Below are 16,808 nucleotides of genomic sequence, written 5' to 3'. Positions count from 1 at the left end.
ACTAGAGCGTCGTAGGCTCCAGGCGTGCCAATCGAACGCTCCACCAAGACGGGTTTGGTGCCCCTCGTCGTCATCGGCTTCGCGGTGGCTTCCCTCGCCGCCGTCGCGCTCAGCTCGATCGAGAGCAACCCTCCAGTAGGGGTGCAGATCGTGCGCGTGCTGACCGAGACGGGTGCGGTGGTGACCATCGGCTCGTTGTTGTTGGCGGCGTTCCTCGTGCCACCGCAGAAGTCCGGCACTCTCGCAGCGGACGGTTACGCCGCGATGCGCACCGCCGGTTGGTTCGCGCTGGTGTGGCTCATCGGTGCTCTGCTGTCGGTGCCGTTCACCACGGCGGCCGCGATCGACCGGCCGGTGAGCTCGTTCACCTTCAGCCAGATGATCGCGACGGCGATGCTGCTGGAGCAGTCGAAGGCCTGGCTGTTCACGGCGATCATCGTGGCGTTGCTCGCACTGGGGTGCCGTCTGGTGCTGTCGTGGGGATGGACGACGGTCCTGCTGTTCGGAGCGATCTTCGCGTTGGTGCCGGTCGCCGTCACGGGCCACTCGTCGTCGGGCGGGTCGCACGACATGGCGACGAACAGCCTGTTGTTCCACCTCGTCGCCGCCGTGCTGTGGGTGGGCGGCTTGATCGCGTTGCTTGCGCACGGCAGGCGTGGCGGCGCGCACCTTCCCCTCGCCGCGACGAGGTTCTCGAAGATCGCGCTGGTCTGCTGGATCGTCATGGCCGTCTCAGGTGTGGTGAACGCGCTCGTGCGCATCACGCCGGTCGACCTCGTGACGTCCACCTACGGCTGGCTGACGCTCGGCAAACTGACGTGCCTGCTGCTGCTCGGCGTGTTCGGGTACTTCCAGCGCGAACGCGGCGTCAAGGGCGTGGTCGACGGCAAGCCGCACGCGCTGCTCAAGCTCGCTGGCCTCGAAGTCCTGCTGATGATGTTCACGATCGGCCTGGCCGTGGCGCTGGCCCGCACGCCTCCGCCCGGCGGCAGCACCGAACTGCCCAGCCGCACGGAGATCGCGATCGGCTACGACCTCGACGGACCGCCGACGCTCGCGGCCATCCTGTTCGACTGGCGCTTCGACCTGATCTACGGAACCGCGGCGCTGGCCCTCGCCCTGTTCTACGTGCTGGGCGTGCGCAGGCTGACCAAGCGCGGTGACAAGTGGCCGGTGGGACGCACGGTCGCGTGGCTGTGCGGATGTTTCTCGCTGCTGTTCGCGACATCGTCGGGCATGGGCCGGTACTCGCCGGCGATGTTCAGCGTGCACATGGAAGCGCACATGGTGCTGTCCATGCTGACGCCGATCCTGTTCGTCCTGGGTGGACCGGTCACGCTGGCGTTGCGCGCGTTGCCGGTCAACAAGGAGGTGCCAGGCCCGCGAGAGTGGGTGCTGGCCTTCGTGCACTCACCGGTCGCACGGTTGCTGACGAACCCATTCGTGGCACTGGGTTTGTTCGTCGGGTCCTTCTACGCGCTGTACTTCTCGGGGATCTTCGAGGCCGCGCTGCCGTTCCACTGGGCGCACCTCGCGATGAACGCGCACTTCATCCTCGCCGGTTACGTCTTCTACTGGCCTGTGATCGGCGTGGACCCGTCGCCGAACAAGCTGCCGCCGCTCGGCCGGCTGGGGTTGCTGTTCGCGTCGATCCCGTTCCACGCGTTCTTCGGTGTCGTGCTGATGAGCTCCGCGACCGTCATCGGCGAGCAGTTCTACCGAGGCCTGGCGCTGCCGTGGGTGCAGAACCTGCTGGAGGACCAGCGGCTCGGCGGCGGCATCGCGTGGGCGGCGGGGGAGATCCCGTTGCTGGTGGTCATGGTCGCCCTGCTCACGCAGTGGGCGCGGCAGGACGGCCGGGACGCGAAGCGGTACGACCGCAAGGCCGACGCCGATGGGGGCGCCGACCTCGAGGCCTACAACGCGATGCTGCGGAAGATGGCCGGTAAGGACTAGACGGACAGCGGGCGGCGGAATCCGCGGACCGCGAAGAACGCGCCGATCACCGCGATCGAGCCGCTCGTGACAAGTGCGCCGAGCACACCCGTGACGGGGTGGGCGAGCGCCAGGCTGCGGGCGGCGTCGACCGCGTAGGTCAGCGGGTTGATCTTCGCGATCGCCTGCAGCCAGCCCGGCAGGCCGCCCACCGGCACGAACGCGCTGGACGCGAACATCAGCGGGAACATCGCCAGGAAGCCCACGGTCTGCATGAGCTCCGCCTTGCGGACCCACGCGGCGATCGCGATGAACACCCAGCTCAGCGCCCATCCCACGACCAGCGCGAGACCCAGTGCGGCGAGGGTGCCGAGCATGCCGCCGTCCGGGCGGAAGCCGAACACCAGCACGCCGAACAGGATCATCAGCACCAACTGAAACGCGGTGCGGACCGCGTCGGACAGGTTGCGTGCCAGCAGAACCGTGCTCGGACGGATCGGCAACGAACGGAACCGTGCGAGCACACCGTTAGACATGTCCTGCACGAGCCCGATGCCGGACGCGAGAGAGGACTGCATCGCGGTGTTCACGAGGATCGCGGGCAGCAGGTAGTTGATGTAACTCATGCCCGGCGGGAAGTTCGCCGTGGACGTGATGCTGCCGAAGATCTGGCTGAACAACGTCAGCATGATCAACGGCTGCAGGATGCTGAAGAAGACGAGTGCGGGCGTGCGCAGCAGCGCGCGCAGTGAACGGCCGGTCAGCACGAGGACTTGCGTCGGGTAACTGCTGCCGTGCCAGGTCAAGGTCGCCATGATTTCCCCCTAGTTCGCGGCGAGAGTGAGGTAGACGTCGTCCAGCGTGGGCTCCTTGAGGCCGATTTCGTGCGCCTCCAAGCCGTTGTCGTCCAACGCGCGCACGACCGTCGCAAGGTCGCGTGACCCGCTGACAGGGGTCGTGAGCGTGAGGCCTTCCGCGACGGGGTGGAGCCCCACGGAGTTGATGGCCTTCAGTGCGATGTCCACTTCGGACACCGAGTCGAGCGTGACGGTCACCGTGCGCTGGCCGACCTGGGCCTTGAGCTCCGAGCTCGTGCCGGACGCGACGACCTTGCCGTGGGACAGCACGGTGATCGAGTCGGCGAGCCGGTCGGCCTCGTCGAGGTACTGGGTCGTGAGCAGCACCGTCGTGCCGTCCGCGACGAGCTTCTCGACGATCTCCCACATCGCGAGGCGGCTGGCCGGGTCGAGGCCGGTGGTCGGCTCGTCCAGGAACAGCACGTCGGGGTTGCCGACCAGCGACGCGGCCAGGTCGAGGCGGCGCCGCATGCCGCCGGAGTAGGTCTTGGCGTTGCGCTTGGCGGCGTCGGTGAGGTCGAACTGCTCCAGCAGGTCGTCCGCGCGCTGGTGGGCCTGCCTGCGGCTGGCACCGAGCAGGCGGGCGATCAGCACGAGGTTGTCGTGGCCGCTGAGCTGCTCGTCGACGGCGGCGAACTGGCCGGTCAGGCCGATGCGGCTGCGGACCTCGTGGCTCTGCTTGACGACGTCGAACCCCGCGACCTTCGCGCTGCCGCTGGACGGCGGCAGCATCGTGGTGAGGAGGTTGACCAGCGTCGTCTTGCCGGCGCCGTTGTGGCCGAGCAGGCCGAGCACGGAGCCCTTCTTCGCGGTGACGCTCACGCCGTCGAGGGCGGTCACGTCACCGAACTTCTTGCTCACCTCGTGGGCTTCGATCATGAGCTCAGTCATTTGCTCCCCCTGGTTTGAGTGCTCCGTGCAGGAACAGCTCCACGAGCTGCTCCGGATCGACCGTGGTCTCGCCGAAGCCCTTGCCCTGCAAGCGGTTGGTGAAGACGAAACCGAGCAGCAGGCGGGCGGCGTGCTCGGGGCTCGTGCGCAGGTCCGCGTCGCTGAACAGCTCCGCGATCGCGTTCGAGACGCGCTGCATGCCCGCCTGCGGGCCCCTGTGCTTCTCGTGGTCCTCCTGGCTCGGCTGGTAGCCGGACTCGCGCAGCGCGCCCATGACGCTCCACATGCGGTCCAGGTAGCCGCTGACCGTGCTGGTCGCCTCCACGAGCCGCTTCTCGATGGACAGGTTCGCGGGCACCGCCTTGATGCGGGCCACTTCCTCGTCGGAGAGCAGGGCTCGCTGGATGACGGCGCCGAGGAGCTCGGCCTTGTCCTTGAAGACGCGGAACACCGTGCCCTCCGCGATGCCGGCCGCGGCGGCGATCTGACTGGTGGTGACGTTCGCGCCGGCCTTCACGACGAGCGGCAGCGTGGCCTGGACGATCGCTTCGCGGCGATCTTCCGGGCTCATCGCGGGGGCGCGGCGGCGGCGTGGTTCCTCTGACACGTCCGCAACTGTATGAGTGAGTCCTCACTCATGTCAATGAGTGGGCGCTCACTCACTCGCTCGGCTCCAGCGTCGCCCTAGCACGCACCCCCGACAATTCCGCGGTCCGAGGCTGTTCAAGATCTCGACCTGTCCACACCCCGGGAGTTGTCCACAGATCCGCCGCCACCCCGCCCGCACCACCTGCCTCCGGAGCAACCTGGACCGGAACCCCGCGACCTGGAGGCAGCCCGATGTCCTGGAATTCCACCGTGATCACCGTTGTTGGAACTGTCGTCAGCGAGATCACGTACAAGCACGGTGAGGACGGCAGGACGAACGCGTTCTTCCGCATCAACTCGACCGAGCGCCGGTACAACACGGCACTCGGCGACTGGGAGGACGGCGAGACGTTGTGGCTGGGTGTCTCGTGCTGGCGCAAGCTCGCCGACAGTGTGAAGACGACCCTGTCCAAGGGTGACCCCGTGATCGTCCAGGGCAAGCTGCGCATCCGTCAGTACGAGAAGGACGACGTGAAGCGGCAGGCCTTCAGTCTGGACGCGTTGCACGTGGGGCTGGACTTGAGCCGGGTGCAGTCACTGGGCTCCGCCCCGCTCGTTGAACCGCGAGCCGGAGATCTCGCCGAGGAACCCGTTCCGTTCTGAGCCGTTCGGGGCAACCCGTACCCGGACTTCGGGAACCCGCCCGATCCGGCGGCGGCGCCGGAGAAGATGTACGTACTGCGATCCACGGAGAAGGAGGGAAGCTCGTAGATCGGGGCCGCTGAGGACCGATCGCCGAGAGTCGTTCACGTTCGAACGGAACGGGCTGGTCACCGAGTCGCGTGACGCTCGTTTCGGGGGTGGGCGGCCGCTTGTCGGCGACCGAGGTCAGGAGCCTCTGAGCACCGCTCTACGATCGCGACCATGGCCGAGTTCATCTACACCATGAAAAAGGTGCGCAAGGCGCACGGTGACAAGGTCATCCTCGATGACGTCACGATCATGTTCTACCCCGGCGCGAAGATCGGTGTGGTCGGTCCCAACGGCGCCGGCAAGTCGAGCGTGCTCAAGATCATGGCGGGGCTGGACACACCCGGCAACGGCGAGGCCTACCTTGCCCCCGGTTACACGGTGGGCATCCTGCAGCAGGAGCCGCCGCTCAACGAGGAGAAGACCGTCCTCGGCAACGTCCAGGAGGGCCTGGGCGAGATCAAGGTGAAGCTGGACCGCTTCAACGAGATCGCCGAGCTGATGGCGACCGACTACAGCGACGAGCTGATGGAGGAGATGGGCAAGCTCCAGGAGGAGCTCGACCACGCGAACGCGTGGGACATCGACTCGCAGCTCGACCAGGCGATGGACGCACTGCGCTGCCCGCCGCCGGACGCCGACGTCACCAAGCTCTCCGGTGGTGAGCGCCGTCGTGTCGCGCTGTGCAAGCTGCTGCTGAGCAAGCCCGACCTGCTGCTGCTCGACGAGCCCACCAACCACCTGGACGCGGAGAGCGTCCTGTGGCTGGAACAGCACCTCGCGCAGTACAGCGGCGCCGTGCTCGCCGTCACCCACGACCGGTACTTCCTGGACAACCTCGCCGAGTGGATCCTCGAGATCGACCGCGGCAAGACCCACCCCTACGAGGGCAACTACTCCACGTACCTGGAGAAGAAGGCCGAGCGTCTCGCGATCTCGGGCAAGAAGGACCAGAAGCTGCAGAAGCGGCTGAAGGACGAGCTCGAGTGGGTGCGCTCCGGCGCCAAGGCCCGCCAGGCGAAGTCCAAGGCGCGTCTCGACCGCTACGAGGAGATGGCGGCCGAGGCGGAGAAGACCCGCAAGCTCGACTTCGAGGAGATCCAGATCCCGCCGGGCCCGCGTCTGGGCAACGTCGTGGTCGAGGCCGACAAGCTGAAGAAGGGCTTCGGCGACCGGGTTCTGATCGACAACCTGTCGTTCACGTTGCCGCGCAACGGCATCGTCGGCGTCATCGGTCCGAACGGCGTCGGCAAGACGACGCTGTTCAAGACCATCGTCGGCCTGGAGGAGCCGGACGCCGGCAAAGTGAAGGTCGGCGAGACGGTCCTGCTGTCCTACGTCGACCAGAACCGCGGCGGCATCGACCCGAAGAAGAACGTGTGGGAGGTCGTGTCCGGCGGACTCGACTACATCCACGTCGGCAACGTCGAGATGCCGTCGCGCGCGTACGTCAGCGCGTTCGGCTTCAAGGGCCCGGACCAGCAGAAGCCCGCGGGCGTGCTGTCCGGTGGTGAGCGCAACCGCCTCAACCTCGCGCTCACGCTCAAGCTCGGCGGCAACCTGATCCTGCTGGACGAGCCGACCAACGACCTGGACGTCGAGACCCTCGGCTCGCTGGAGAACGCTCTCGAGCAGTTCCCCGGCTGCGCCGTGGTCATCTCCCACGACCGGTGGTTCCTCGACCGCGTCGCCACGCACATCCTCGCGTGGGAGGGCACGGACGAGGACCCGTCGAAGTGGTACTGGTTCGAGGGCAACTTCGAGGGCTACGAGAAGAACAAGCTCGAGCGCCTGGGTGCCGACGCCGCGAGGCCGCACCGTGTCACGTACCGCAAGCTGACACGGGACTGAGAGGGCAACGGCGACGTCGTGGCGGCGAGGGGCGAGGCGCAGGCGAACGTCGAGGTGAGCACGCTGGTCGTGCCCGCCTGGATGCTGCGTTGGCGGGCACCGGAGCTCGCCCTGGTGCTCGGCGAGCGCGCACTCGCGCTCGCCACCACCCGCCGCGACGAAGCCGACCGCCTGCGGGCGGAGTCGCTGGTGGTCTTCGCGAGCAACCGCGTGGGCCGCGGCGTCCGCATCGCCGACAGGGCGATCGACGCGCTGAAGGCGGCCGAGGCCGCCGGCGAACACGAGACCGCGTGGCTGTTGCGGGTCGAACTCGCGGCGTGCGCGCGGTCCGTGGGAGCCCCGCTCACGGGGTTCGCCGCGGTCACGCCGGTGCTCGAAGCGCCGGACGTGCCCGCGGAACTGCGGGCCTCAGCGCTGGTGCAGGCCAGCGAATGCCTGGTCACGGTCGGCCGCGGCGACGAGCCCACGCGGGCTCTCGCCGAGGCGGACCAGCTCTACGTCGCCGACACGACGCTCGACGACGACACGCGTCTGCTGCTGCGCGGCCTCATCCGCGCGGTGCAGGCCGCACAGCACCGGCGGTGGGGCGACCTCGCCGCCGCCATCGGTGCCGCCCGCGAAGGCCTCGATCTGCTGAGCAGGTTCTCCGACCCGTCAGCGGACAGCGGACAGGGCGTCGGCCGGCTCACGCTGGAACTGGTGCTCTCGCTGATGGACGCGAACCGCCTGCTCGACGCCAGCGACGTCGGCACCCCGATGCTCGACCTCCCGGTGCGCGCACCGTCGGCGTCCACGACGGGGTGGTTGCGCCTCGCTCTGGCCACGCGTGTGCACCTGCCCGCCGGCAGGGTCGCGCTGGCCCGGGAGATGCTGCGTGAAGCCGCGGCGAGCGCCGAACGCCACCAGCTCGACACGTTGCTGGCCGAAAGCCTGCTCGCGCTGGCCCACGTGCACGAAGTGTCCGGCGAACTGGCCGACGCGCTGAAGAACCTGCGCTCAGCCCACGCCGCGGAACGCCGCCGTGCCCGCGCCGTCTACGCGGTGCGCGCCCGGCTCGCCGCCGAGTTCGCCGGTGTCCACCGCCAGCCGGCCGACCTGCACCAGCAGCTGGCGAGCGTGCTCCGCCCGATCGAGGGCATGCAGGTGGTCACCGACGGCGTGCTGACCGCCGCACTGAAGCAACAACTTCGGCAGTGGCGTCAGGTCCAGGTCCGCAAGGGCGATGGGCTGAAGGTCAAGCGCGTCCGGCGCGCTGCCGAAGACATGACCGTGGAAGGTTTGTCCGCGGCCCGACAACACGCCGCCGACCGGTGGCGCATGGTCCAGCCGTTCGGCGAGCCCGATGACAAGACCCCGGAACCAGTGGAACTGCCACCCGAATCCCTGCCGTCATCTGATTCCCCCTCCTCTGACCGCACCGTCCCCGCCTCCGGCCTGATCGCGTCCGCTGGAGCCATGGTGAGCGGCCGCCGCCGCGCCGCTCGCGTGGCCGCCGGTGAGATCGACGACGACCGGCCCACCACGATCGCCGAAATCCCCATCACACCAGCGCTTCCGGATCCCGAGCCGCAGCCGCGGCTCACCGTCGAGCAGGAACGCAAGCGCAAGGTCGAGCAGCAGCTCATGGAGTTGCAGCGCGAGGCCCGCCGCCAGATCGAGGCGGAACGCCAGGCCCGCGCCGAACAGCGCGCCCAGGCCGAACGCGAAGCCCAGGCCGCCGAGGAAGCCGCACGCCAGGAGGCCGCCCGCGAAGAGGCAGCCCGCCAGGAGGCCGCGCGCCAGGAAGCGGCTCGCGAAGAGGCCGCGCGTCAGGAAGCCGCCAGGCGGGAAGCCGCCCGCCAGGAAGCGGCGCGCCAGGAACTCGCCCGGCAGGAGGCGGCTCGCCAGGAAGCCGCGCGCCAGGAGGAGGCTCGCCGCGAGGCGGCCCGCCAGGAAGCGGTCCGCCGGGACGTCGCCCGTCAGGAAGCGGCGCACCAGGAAGTCGCCCGCCTGGCCGTGGAACGCGAGGAGGCGGCCAGAGAAGCCGCCGTCCGCGAGGAAGCGGCCCGCGCCGAGGCCGCCGCGCGCGCCGAGGCGTCGAGCTCCCAGTCGGAAAGCGTGCTGGACATGCTCAAGGCCCAGGGCCTGCGAGCAGGAGGCCGCCGCCGGGCCCGCGACGCCGAGCCCCAGTCCGAAACCCCGTCGTGGCGCGTGGAACCCCCGTCGGGCCTGCGCCAGACCGACCCGGCGGCAGAGCCCGCGCACCCGCGGAACTTCTTCGCGGACTCGGGCGGCCCGGCCCGCCCGGACTACTTCTCGGACCAGGACACGCCGGACGGCCCGACCCGCTCAGGCCTGTCCGCGGCGTTCTCCCGTGCACCGGCGGCCCCGGACTTCGGCCCGCACCTGGACGACCCGGCCTACCCACTGCACACCCCGGCAGGAGGCTTCCCGGCCGCCGCCGCGGACCCGGACGAGCGCAAACTCCCCGACCTGGACTTCAGCGGCCTCGACTTCAGCACCCCGAAGCCGAAGCCCGCCGTCTCGATCCCGGTCCCGCCCGCCCCCGCGGAACACCCGGACGAGGACCCGGAGCCCGAACACAAACCGCTCCCGTCCATCCCGGACCCGATCCCGTCCGTGCCGACCCCGGCCGAGATCCCGCAGGCCCCGGAACCGGACCTGATGTCGACCACGTTCCTGAGCTCGGCGGACATGGACGACGACACCTCGGACGTCCCCACGACCCCGGTACGGGTGCAGTCGCAGGCCGAGCAGCCCCGGCCGACGTTCGGCACCCAAACCAGCTTCGGCACGCAGCCCACTTTCGGCACCCAGGCTTTCGGTGCCCAACCGGGCTTCGGCTCCGATGCCGGCTACAGCTCGCAGCCCGCGTCCTCCGACCAGGCAACGTCACCCGAAGCGGTCGCACAGCCGGACCTCGCGACCCAGCCGAACGGCTTCGACTCGGCGAGCTCCGAGGCACCGACCGAGACAGGTTTCCGCGCGGTCGCCCAGCCCGACCCTGCCACCACGAACGACCGCGCCGATCGGACAGGCCGTCCCAGCAGCCGCCGCAGGCCGAGCGACCTGAGCCTCGCCGACCTGCTGGCCGAAGCACTCGTCGCCTACGAAACGGGCCGCCGCTCCGACGAGGAACAGGTAGAAGCGGCAGACCTGAGCGCCCCGCACTGGTCAGCGGAGGAACCAGAGCCAGAAGCCACTCCCGGCCGCACCACCGAAGCCGAGCCGTCCACCACGGCGGACACCCCCTTCGGGACAGGAGAGTCGTTCGGCGCACAACGCCCTTCGGCAGAAGGCGCGACGACAGACCCTCAAGCCGGCTCGGACACCCCTTTCAGGCAGGGCAGCCCCTTCAGGCCGCAGCTGGGACGGTCAGCAGAGGCCAGCTCCTCCCCGGACGCGCTCCAGCAGGGGCAGCCCTTCGGCTCCCCGGAGCCCGCAGCCGCAGACCAGCCCAGCTCGGAGGCGTTGTTCCGGACCGGCCTCTCCTTCGGCGCGCAGCACGACCAGGCGGCGGATGCCCCGACCGGCGACCGGCAGAACTCCGCGGCGGACACCTCGCCCGGTTCGGACGGGTTGTTTCGGCGAGGTGAGTCGGTAGGTGGCCGGCACGAGTCGCCGGCAGAGCCCCAGCCCGGCTCGGACGGACTGTTCCGGCCCGGCCGGTTCGGCTCCCAGCAGGACGCGGCGGCGGAAGTCTCGCCCAGCTCGGAGACTCCGTTTCGGCCCGGATCGTCGTTCGGTTCCCAGCAGGATCCGGCGGCCGAGGCCCCGCAAAGTTCGGAGTCTTCGTTTCGGACGGGTCTGTCGTTCGGTTCCCAGCAGGACTCCACAGCGGACACAGCGTCTGGTTCGGAAGCGTCGTTCCGGCCGGGGCGGTCCTTCGGCGCGCAGCAGGATCCGGTGGCGGAAACTCAGCCCGGCTCGGACGGACCGTCCCGGCACGGCAAGTCCGGATCCCAGCAGGATTCTGAGGTGGAAGCCGGCTCCGGTTCGCAGACGCCGTTTCGGTCAGGCCTGTCGTTCGGCACCCGGCAGGACTCCGCGGCGGACTCACCGTCCGGTTCGGACACCTCGTTTCGACCAGGTTCGTCGTTCGGTTCGCATCAGAACCCGGCGGCGGACACCTCGTCCGGTTCGGAAGCGTCGTTCAGGCCTGGCCAGTCGTTCGGTTCCCAGCAGGATCCGGCGGCAGGAGCCGCGGCTTCCCCGGACGGGCTGTTCGGCTCGAGCCAGTCGTTCGGCACGCAGCCGGTGACGGATGCCCAGACCGGCTCCGACGTCTCCTTCCGGCCTGGCCAGTCCTTCGGTGTCCCGCAGCCCCCGGCAGGGACCGAAAGCCGGTCGGCCACGGACCTCGCCTTCAGCACCACGCCGTCGTTCGGCACCCCCCAGCCGAACCAGGAGTCGTACTTCCTCTCCACGCCGCCCGTGGAGTCCGAACAGGAGAAGACCGGGCCGATCACCCCGGTGGGTGCCGCGCCGGACAGCGAGACCACCGGTCCCATTCGCCGCGTTCGTCCGGACGGGCCGGCGGGCTGGACGTTGCCCGGGGCGTGATGGTGGCCAGCACCACACCTCAAGCCTTGCCCAACCCCGTCCGGCCGGTGGCGGGGGAGAAGGCGCGGGAGCGTCGGGACGGCGACCTGGTGTGAGCGGGTCGGTGATCTCCCGCGGTTCGGTGGTGGTCACACCCATGATCGGATGAATGCTGTGGATCGGCCGGGTGCCGGGTCTGGTGGAGGTTGCCGGAGCCGGCTGGTGTCCCGGCGCGTCGCACGATGCGGAAACCCTTGTCGCCACTGATGATGTGACTCGATTCAGCCCACGATTCAGTGGTCCGTCAGTGCCCCTCCCGTTGCCGGTGACGGCCGCCACCCCATCTAGGGTGGGGTCGGACCCGGCACACAGAGGTGCCGGATAGCGTGGAGTCGCCTGAAGATGACCTCGACTGGAGCCCCGACCCGAACCGACGACGTCTCCGCGGCCCCCGCCGCGGGCGATGACAGTCGACCGGCCAGTCCTGAGCAGGTCCGTGACGAGCTGATCGAACGGGCCGCCGCCAATGCCCCCGAACTCGCTGATCTGATCCGCCTGTTCTACCGCCACGTGCCCGCCGAGGAAGTCAACGACGACGACCCGGTGGACCTGGTCGGAGCGGTCCGGTCGAACTACCAGCTCGCCGAGAGCCGCGTTCCCGGACGCGCCGCGGTGCGCATTCTGAACCCCACCCGCGGGACCGACGGGTGGCAGTGTCCCGTCACCGTCGTGCAGGTCGTCACGGACGACATGCCGTACCTGGTGGATTCGGTCGCGTCCGAGCTCACGCGTGGTGGTGTGCAGGTGCAGCGCGTCGTGCACCCGATCGTCGTCGTGCGGCGCGACCCGGTCACCGGTGAGCGCATCGAGGTGCTGCCGACGGCCGATCCGGCCGATCCGCCCGCGGACGCGCTGGCCGAGTCGTGGATGAACGTCGAGGTCGACCTCATCACCGACCCCGATCGTGCCCGCGAACTCGAGACCCGCCTGCTGACGGTGCTGACCGACGTCCGCGAGGTCGTCGAGGACACCGACCGCATGGTCACGACGGCGCTGCAGCTGGCGGACGAGCTGGAGAAGGACTCGTCCGAGGCCACCACGGACGGCTCGAAGCTGCTCAAGTGGCTCGCGGACGGGCACTTCACGTTCATGGGCTACCGGCAGTACGAGCTGGTGCGGGAGGACGGCGAACCCGCGCTGCGGGCCGTGCTCGCGAGTGGGCTCGGCGTGCTGCGCCAGGACAGCCTCGCCGCGCGCAGCCTCACCGCCGGGCCGGACAACGGCGCGCAGGCGCTGAGCCCCGACCTGCTGGTGCTGACGCAGGCGAGCGCGCAGAGCAGCGTGCACCGCAGCGTCTACCCCTACTACGTGGGCGTGAAGACGTTCGACGCCGAAGGCAACGTCTCCGGCGAGCACCGGTTCCTGGGCATCCTCAGCACCACCGCGCTGCACGAGGACGTCCTCGACATCCCGGTGATCGAACGCCGCGTGCGCGAGGTCATCCACCGCGCGGGCTTCCCGCTGCAGTCGTACTCGGGTCAGCGGATGCTCGAGGTGATCCAGAACTACCCGCGCACCGAGCTGTTCTCGGTCGACGCCGACACGCTCTACCAGACGACGACGGGTGTCATCGCGCTCGCGGAACGCCGCCGGCTGCGGTTGTTCCTGCGCCGCGACCCGTTCGGCCGTTTCTTCTCGTGCCTGGTCTACCTGCCGCGCGACCGCTACACGACGACGAGCCGCCTCGCGATGCAGGAGGTGCTGCTCGCCGAACTCGGGGGTCTGAACCTCGAGTACAGCGCGCGCATCGGTGAGTCCGCGCTGGCCCGTGTGCACTTCATGGTGCACACGGAGCCTTCGCGCACGCTGGAGCCGGACGTCAACGCGATCCAGGGCAAGCTGGCCGAGGCCATCCGCAGCTGGGACGACCGCATGGTCGAGGCCGTCACGGGCGACAGCGGCGAGCTCGGCGCCGAGTCGGCCACGGAGCAGGGCCAGCGGTTCGCCGCGGTCTTCCCGGAGGCCTACAAGGAGGACTTCAACGCCGCCATCGGCCTGGAGGACTACCGGCGCATCGAGGCGCTCGTCGAGGGTGACCTCGACATGGTGTTCTACGTGCCCGAGGACGCCGAGCCGGGCGAGCGGCGGTTCAAGCTGTTCCTGACCGGTGAGGGCATCACCTTGTCGGACGTGCTGCCGATGTTGCAGCGCATGGGCGTCATCGTGGTCGACGAGCGGCCGTACGAGATCGCCCGCGAAGACGGAGTGCAGTGCTGGATCTACGACTTCGGCCTGCGCATCGACAAGGCCGCGCTCGCGCAGCTGTCCGAGTCCGACCTCGACCAGGTGCGCGTGCGGTTCCAGGACGCGTTCGCCGCCGTCTGGCGCGGTGAGGCCGAGGTCGACAGGTTCAACTCGCTGGTGCTGCAGGCCGGGCTCACCTGGCAGCAGGCCGCGATGCTGCGCGCGTACGCGAAGTACCTGCGTCAGGCGGGCACGCCGTACTCGCAGGACTACATCGAGGACGCCGTGCTCAGCCACACGTCCGTGGCGATCGCGCTGGTCGCGTTGTTCGAGTCCCGGTTCGACCCGCGGCTCGACGACTCCACGCGCACCGACCGCACCGAGACGATGGTCGTCGAGACCGGCAAGCTGATCGACGACGTCACGAGCCTCGACGCGGACCGCATCCTGCGCAGCCTGCTCACGCTGATCAACGCCACGCTGCGGACGAACTACTTCTTCCGCGACGCCGACGGCAACGCCCGGCCGTACCTGTCGGTCAAGCTCGACCCGCAGGCCATCCCGGACCTGCCGGCGCCGCGGCCGAAGTTCGAGATCTTCGTGTACTCGCCGCGAATCGAGGGCGTGCACCTGCGCTTCGGCAGCGTCGCACGCGGTGGCCTGCGCTGGTCCGACCGCCGCGAGGACTTCCGCACGGAGGTGCTCGGCCTGGTCAAGGCGCAGGCCGTGAAGAACGCGGTGATCGTGCCGGTCGGCGCGAAGGGCGGCTTCGTCGTCAAGAAGCCGATCGCCCCGACGGGCGACCCCGGCATCGACCGCGAGAACTTCATGTCCGAGGGCATCGCCTGCTACAAGATGTTCATCTCGGGCCTGCTCGACCTCACCGACAACCTGATCAACAACGAGGTCGTGCCCGCACCGCAGGTCGTGCGCTACGACAACGACGACACGTACCTCGTCGTGGCCGCGGACAAGGGCACCGCGACGTTCTCCGACATCGCCAACGGCGTGAGCCAGAGTTACGGCTTCTGGCTCGGCGACGCGTTCGCCTCCGGTGGCTCGATCGGCTACGACCACAAGGCCATGGGCATCACGGCCAAGGGCGCGTGGGAGAGCGTGAAGCGCTCGTTCCGCGAACTCGGCGTGGACACGCAGACCGAGGAGTTCACCGTCGTCGGCATCGGCGACATGTCCGGTGACGTGTTCGGCAACGGCATGATGCTGTCCGAGCACATCCGGCTCGTGGCCGCGTTCGACCACCGGCACATCTTCATCGACCCGAACCCGGTCGCGGACACCTCGTTCGCCGAGCGCGTGCGGCTGTTCAACGTGCCGCGCTCGTCGTGGGACGACTACGACCGCTCGCTGATCAGCGAGGGCGGCGGCATCTTCCCGCTCACGGCCAAGTCGATCCCGATCTCCGAGCAGGCCCGCGTCGCGCTGGGCCTGCCGGAGGGCGTGGTCAAGCTGTCGCCGCCGGAGCTCAAGAAGGCCATCCTGCTGGCGCCGGTCGACCTGCTCTGGAACGGCGGCATCGGCACGTACGTCAAGGCGTCGACCGAGTCGCACGCCGACGTCGGCGACAAGGCGAACGACGCGATCCGCGTCGACGGCGCCGACCTGCGGGTCAAGGTGGTCGGCGAGGGCGGCAACCTGGGCCTGACCCAGCGCGGCCGCATCGAGTTCGCGCGCACCGGCGGCAAGGTCAACACCGACGCGCTCGACAACTCGGCCGGCGTCGACTGCTCCGACCACGAGGTCAACATCAAGATCCTGCTGGACCACCTGGTCCGGGAGGGGTCGCTGGAACAGTTGCAGCGCAACGAGGTTCTCGGCGAGATGACCGACGAGGTCGGCGAGCTCGTGCTGGCGGACAACTACTCGCAGAACAACGTCCTCGGCGTCAGCCGGGCGCACGCCGCCCCGATGCTGTCGGTGCACGCGCGTCTCACGGCCGACCTCGAAGCTCGCGGCGCTCTCAACCGCAAGCTGGAGGCGATGCCGAGCGCGGCGGAGTTCAAGGCGCTGGAGAAGAAGGGCCAGGGCCTCACCTCGCCGGAGCTCTCCACCCTGCTCGCCTTCACCAAGCTCACGCTGAAGGAAGAGCTGCTGGCGAGCGAGATCCCGACGATCGACACGTTCAAGAACAAGCTGCCGGACTACTTCCCGACCTTGTTGCGCGAACGCTTCGGCGCGGCCATCCCGAACCACCCGCTGGCGAAGGAGATCATCACCACGGTCGTCGTCAACGAGGTGGTCGACGGCGGCGGTGTGTCCTACGCCTTCCGCCTGGCCGAGGAGATGAGCGCGTCGGCGACCGACGCGGTCCGCTCCTACGCCGTGGTCACCGAGGTCTTCGACCTGCCGTCGATCTGGCGCGAGATCCAGGCGCTCGACAACGTGGTGCCGACGGAGGTCCAGGACAGCATGGTCCTGGAGACCCGCCGCCTGCTGGACCGCGCGTCCCGCTGGCTGCTCTCCAACCGCCCGCAGCCGCTGCCGGTGGGCTCGACGATCAACCGCTTCCGCGGCGTGGTCGAGGAGCTCAGCCCCTACGCCTTCGACCTGTTGCAGGGCAAGGAACTGGACGTCGTCGCGGGCAAGGCCGACCGGTACGTCGAACAGGGCGTCCCGGCCGAGCTCGCCCGCAAGGTCGCGGCGCTGCTCTACATGTACGGCCTGCTCGACGTCACCGAGATCGCCGAGCTCGCCGAACGCGAGTTCGGCCCGACCGGCGGCGCGGGCCCGGAGCGCACGCACCGGGAGACGGCCGAGCTGTACTTCTCGCTGTCCGACCACCTCGACATCGACCACATGCTGGACTCGGTGACGAACCTGGAGCGCGGCAACCGCTGGCACGCGCTGGCCCGGCTGGCTCTCCGCGACGACTTCTACTCGTCGCTGCGGGCCATCTCCGTCGACGTGCTCAGGGCGAGCGACGAGGGCGACACGGCGTCCGAGAAGATCGCCAAGTGGGAGCAGGCCAACGCTTCCCGCCTGGCTCGTTCGCGTGGCGCGCTGGAGGAGATCAACCGGGTCCACCAGCTGGACCTGGCGACCCTGTCCGTCGCCGCCCGACAGGTGCGGAGCATGGTCCGCTAGCAGGAGCACGAACGAGAACCGGGGCGTCGCGGAATCCCCTCCGCGGCG

The 16,808-nt window shown here is 69.4% G+C and carries 8 protein-coding genes; 5 read left to right on the top strand and 3 right to left on the bottom strand.

The window, feature by feature from the left end:
- Positions 1–24 precede the first annotated feature (24 nt).
- On the top strand, positions 25–1,956 hold the full coding sequence (locus ACIRG5_RS38200) for a cytochrome c oxidase assembly protein (protein ID WP_402914258.1): 1,932 nt from the start codon (positions 25–27) through the stop codon (positions 1,954–1,956).
- Here the strand turns inward: ACIRG5_RS38200 and ACIRG5_RS38195 are convergent.
- From ACIRG5_RS38195 to ACIRG5_RS38185, 3 genes are read right to left on the bottom strand one after another with little or no spacing between them, the layout of a single operon-like run.
- Positions 1,953–2,750 carry an ABC transporter permease gene (locus tag ACIRG5_RS38195; protein ID WP_402914255.1) on the bottom strand — a complete coding sequence of 266 codons (798 nt, stop codon included), beginning with the start codon at positions 2,748–2,750 and terminating at the stop codon, positions 1,953–1,955. The genes ACIRG5_RS38200 and ACIRG5_RS38195 overlap by 4 nt on opposite strands.
- A 9-nt stretch (positions 2,751–2,759) precedes the next feature.
- Positions 2,760–3,683 carry an ATP-binding cassette domain-containing protein gene (locus ACIRG5_RS38190; protein ID WP_402914253.1) on the bottom strand — a complete coding sequence of 308 codons (924 nt, stop codon included), beginning with the start codon at positions 3,681–3,683 and terminating at the stop codon, positions 2,760–2,762.
- Positions 3,676–4,290: a TetR/AcrR family transcriptional regulator gene (locus ACIRG5_RS38185; protein WP_402914251.1), complete on the bottom strand. Its 615-nt coding sequence runs from the start codon at positions 4,288–4,290 to the stop codon at positions 3,676–3,678. The genes ACIRG5_RS38190 and ACIRG5_RS38185 overlap by 8 nt, the downstream gene beginning before the upstream one ends.
- 251 nt (positions 4,291–4,541) lie before the next feature.
- Here ACIRG5_RS38185 and ACIRG5_RS38180 point away from each other — a divergent pair, with 251 nt between their 5' ends.
- The 4 genes from ACIRG5_RS38180 to ACIRG5_RS38165 all read left to right on the top strand — a co-directional run bounded on the left by ACIRG5_RS38180 (position 4,542) and on the right by ACIRG5_RS38165 (position 16,760).
- Positions 4,542–4,934, top strand: a complete 393-nt coding sequence (locus ACIRG5_RS38180; RefSeq protein WP_402914249.1) for a single-stranded DNA-binding protein — start codon at positions 4,542–4,544, stop codon at positions 4,932–4,934.
- A 261-nt stretch (positions 4,935–5,195) separates the two neighbouring features.
- A complete protein-coding gene (gene ettA, locus ACIRG5_RS38175) occupies positions 5,196–6,872 on the top strand; it encodes an energy-dependent translational throttle protein EttA (protein ID WP_402914246.1) in 1,677 nt (558 codons plus the stop codon).
- Positions 6,873–6,890: 18 nt separating this feature from the next.
- Positions 6,891–11,435 carry a histone H1-like repetitive region-containing protein gene (locus ACIRG5_RS38170; protein ID WP_402914244.1) on the top strand — a complete coding sequence of 1,515 codons (4,545 nt, stop codon included), beginning with the start codon at positions 6,891–6,893 and terminating at the stop codon, positions 11,433–11,435.
- 381 nt (positions 11,436–11,816) lie between these two features.
- The gene (locus ACIRG5_RS38165) at positions 11,817–16,760 is read left to right on the top strand and encodes an NAD-glutamate dehydrogenase (protein ID WP_402914241.1); all 4,944 of its coding nucleotides are present in this window, start codon (positions 11,817–11,819) and stop codon (positions 16,758–16,760) included.
- The last annotated feature ends 48 nt before the right edge of the window (positions 16,761–16,808 follow it).

It is taken from the genome of Lentzea sp. NPDC102401, assembly GCF_044765805.1.
GTDB lineage: Bacteria > Actinomycetota > Actinomycetes > Mycobacteriales > Pseudonocardiaceae > Lentzea > Lentzea sokolovensis.
The sequence above is the reverse complement of the archived record's forward strand: the minus strand, read 5'-3'. Positions and strand labels throughout refer to the sequence as shown.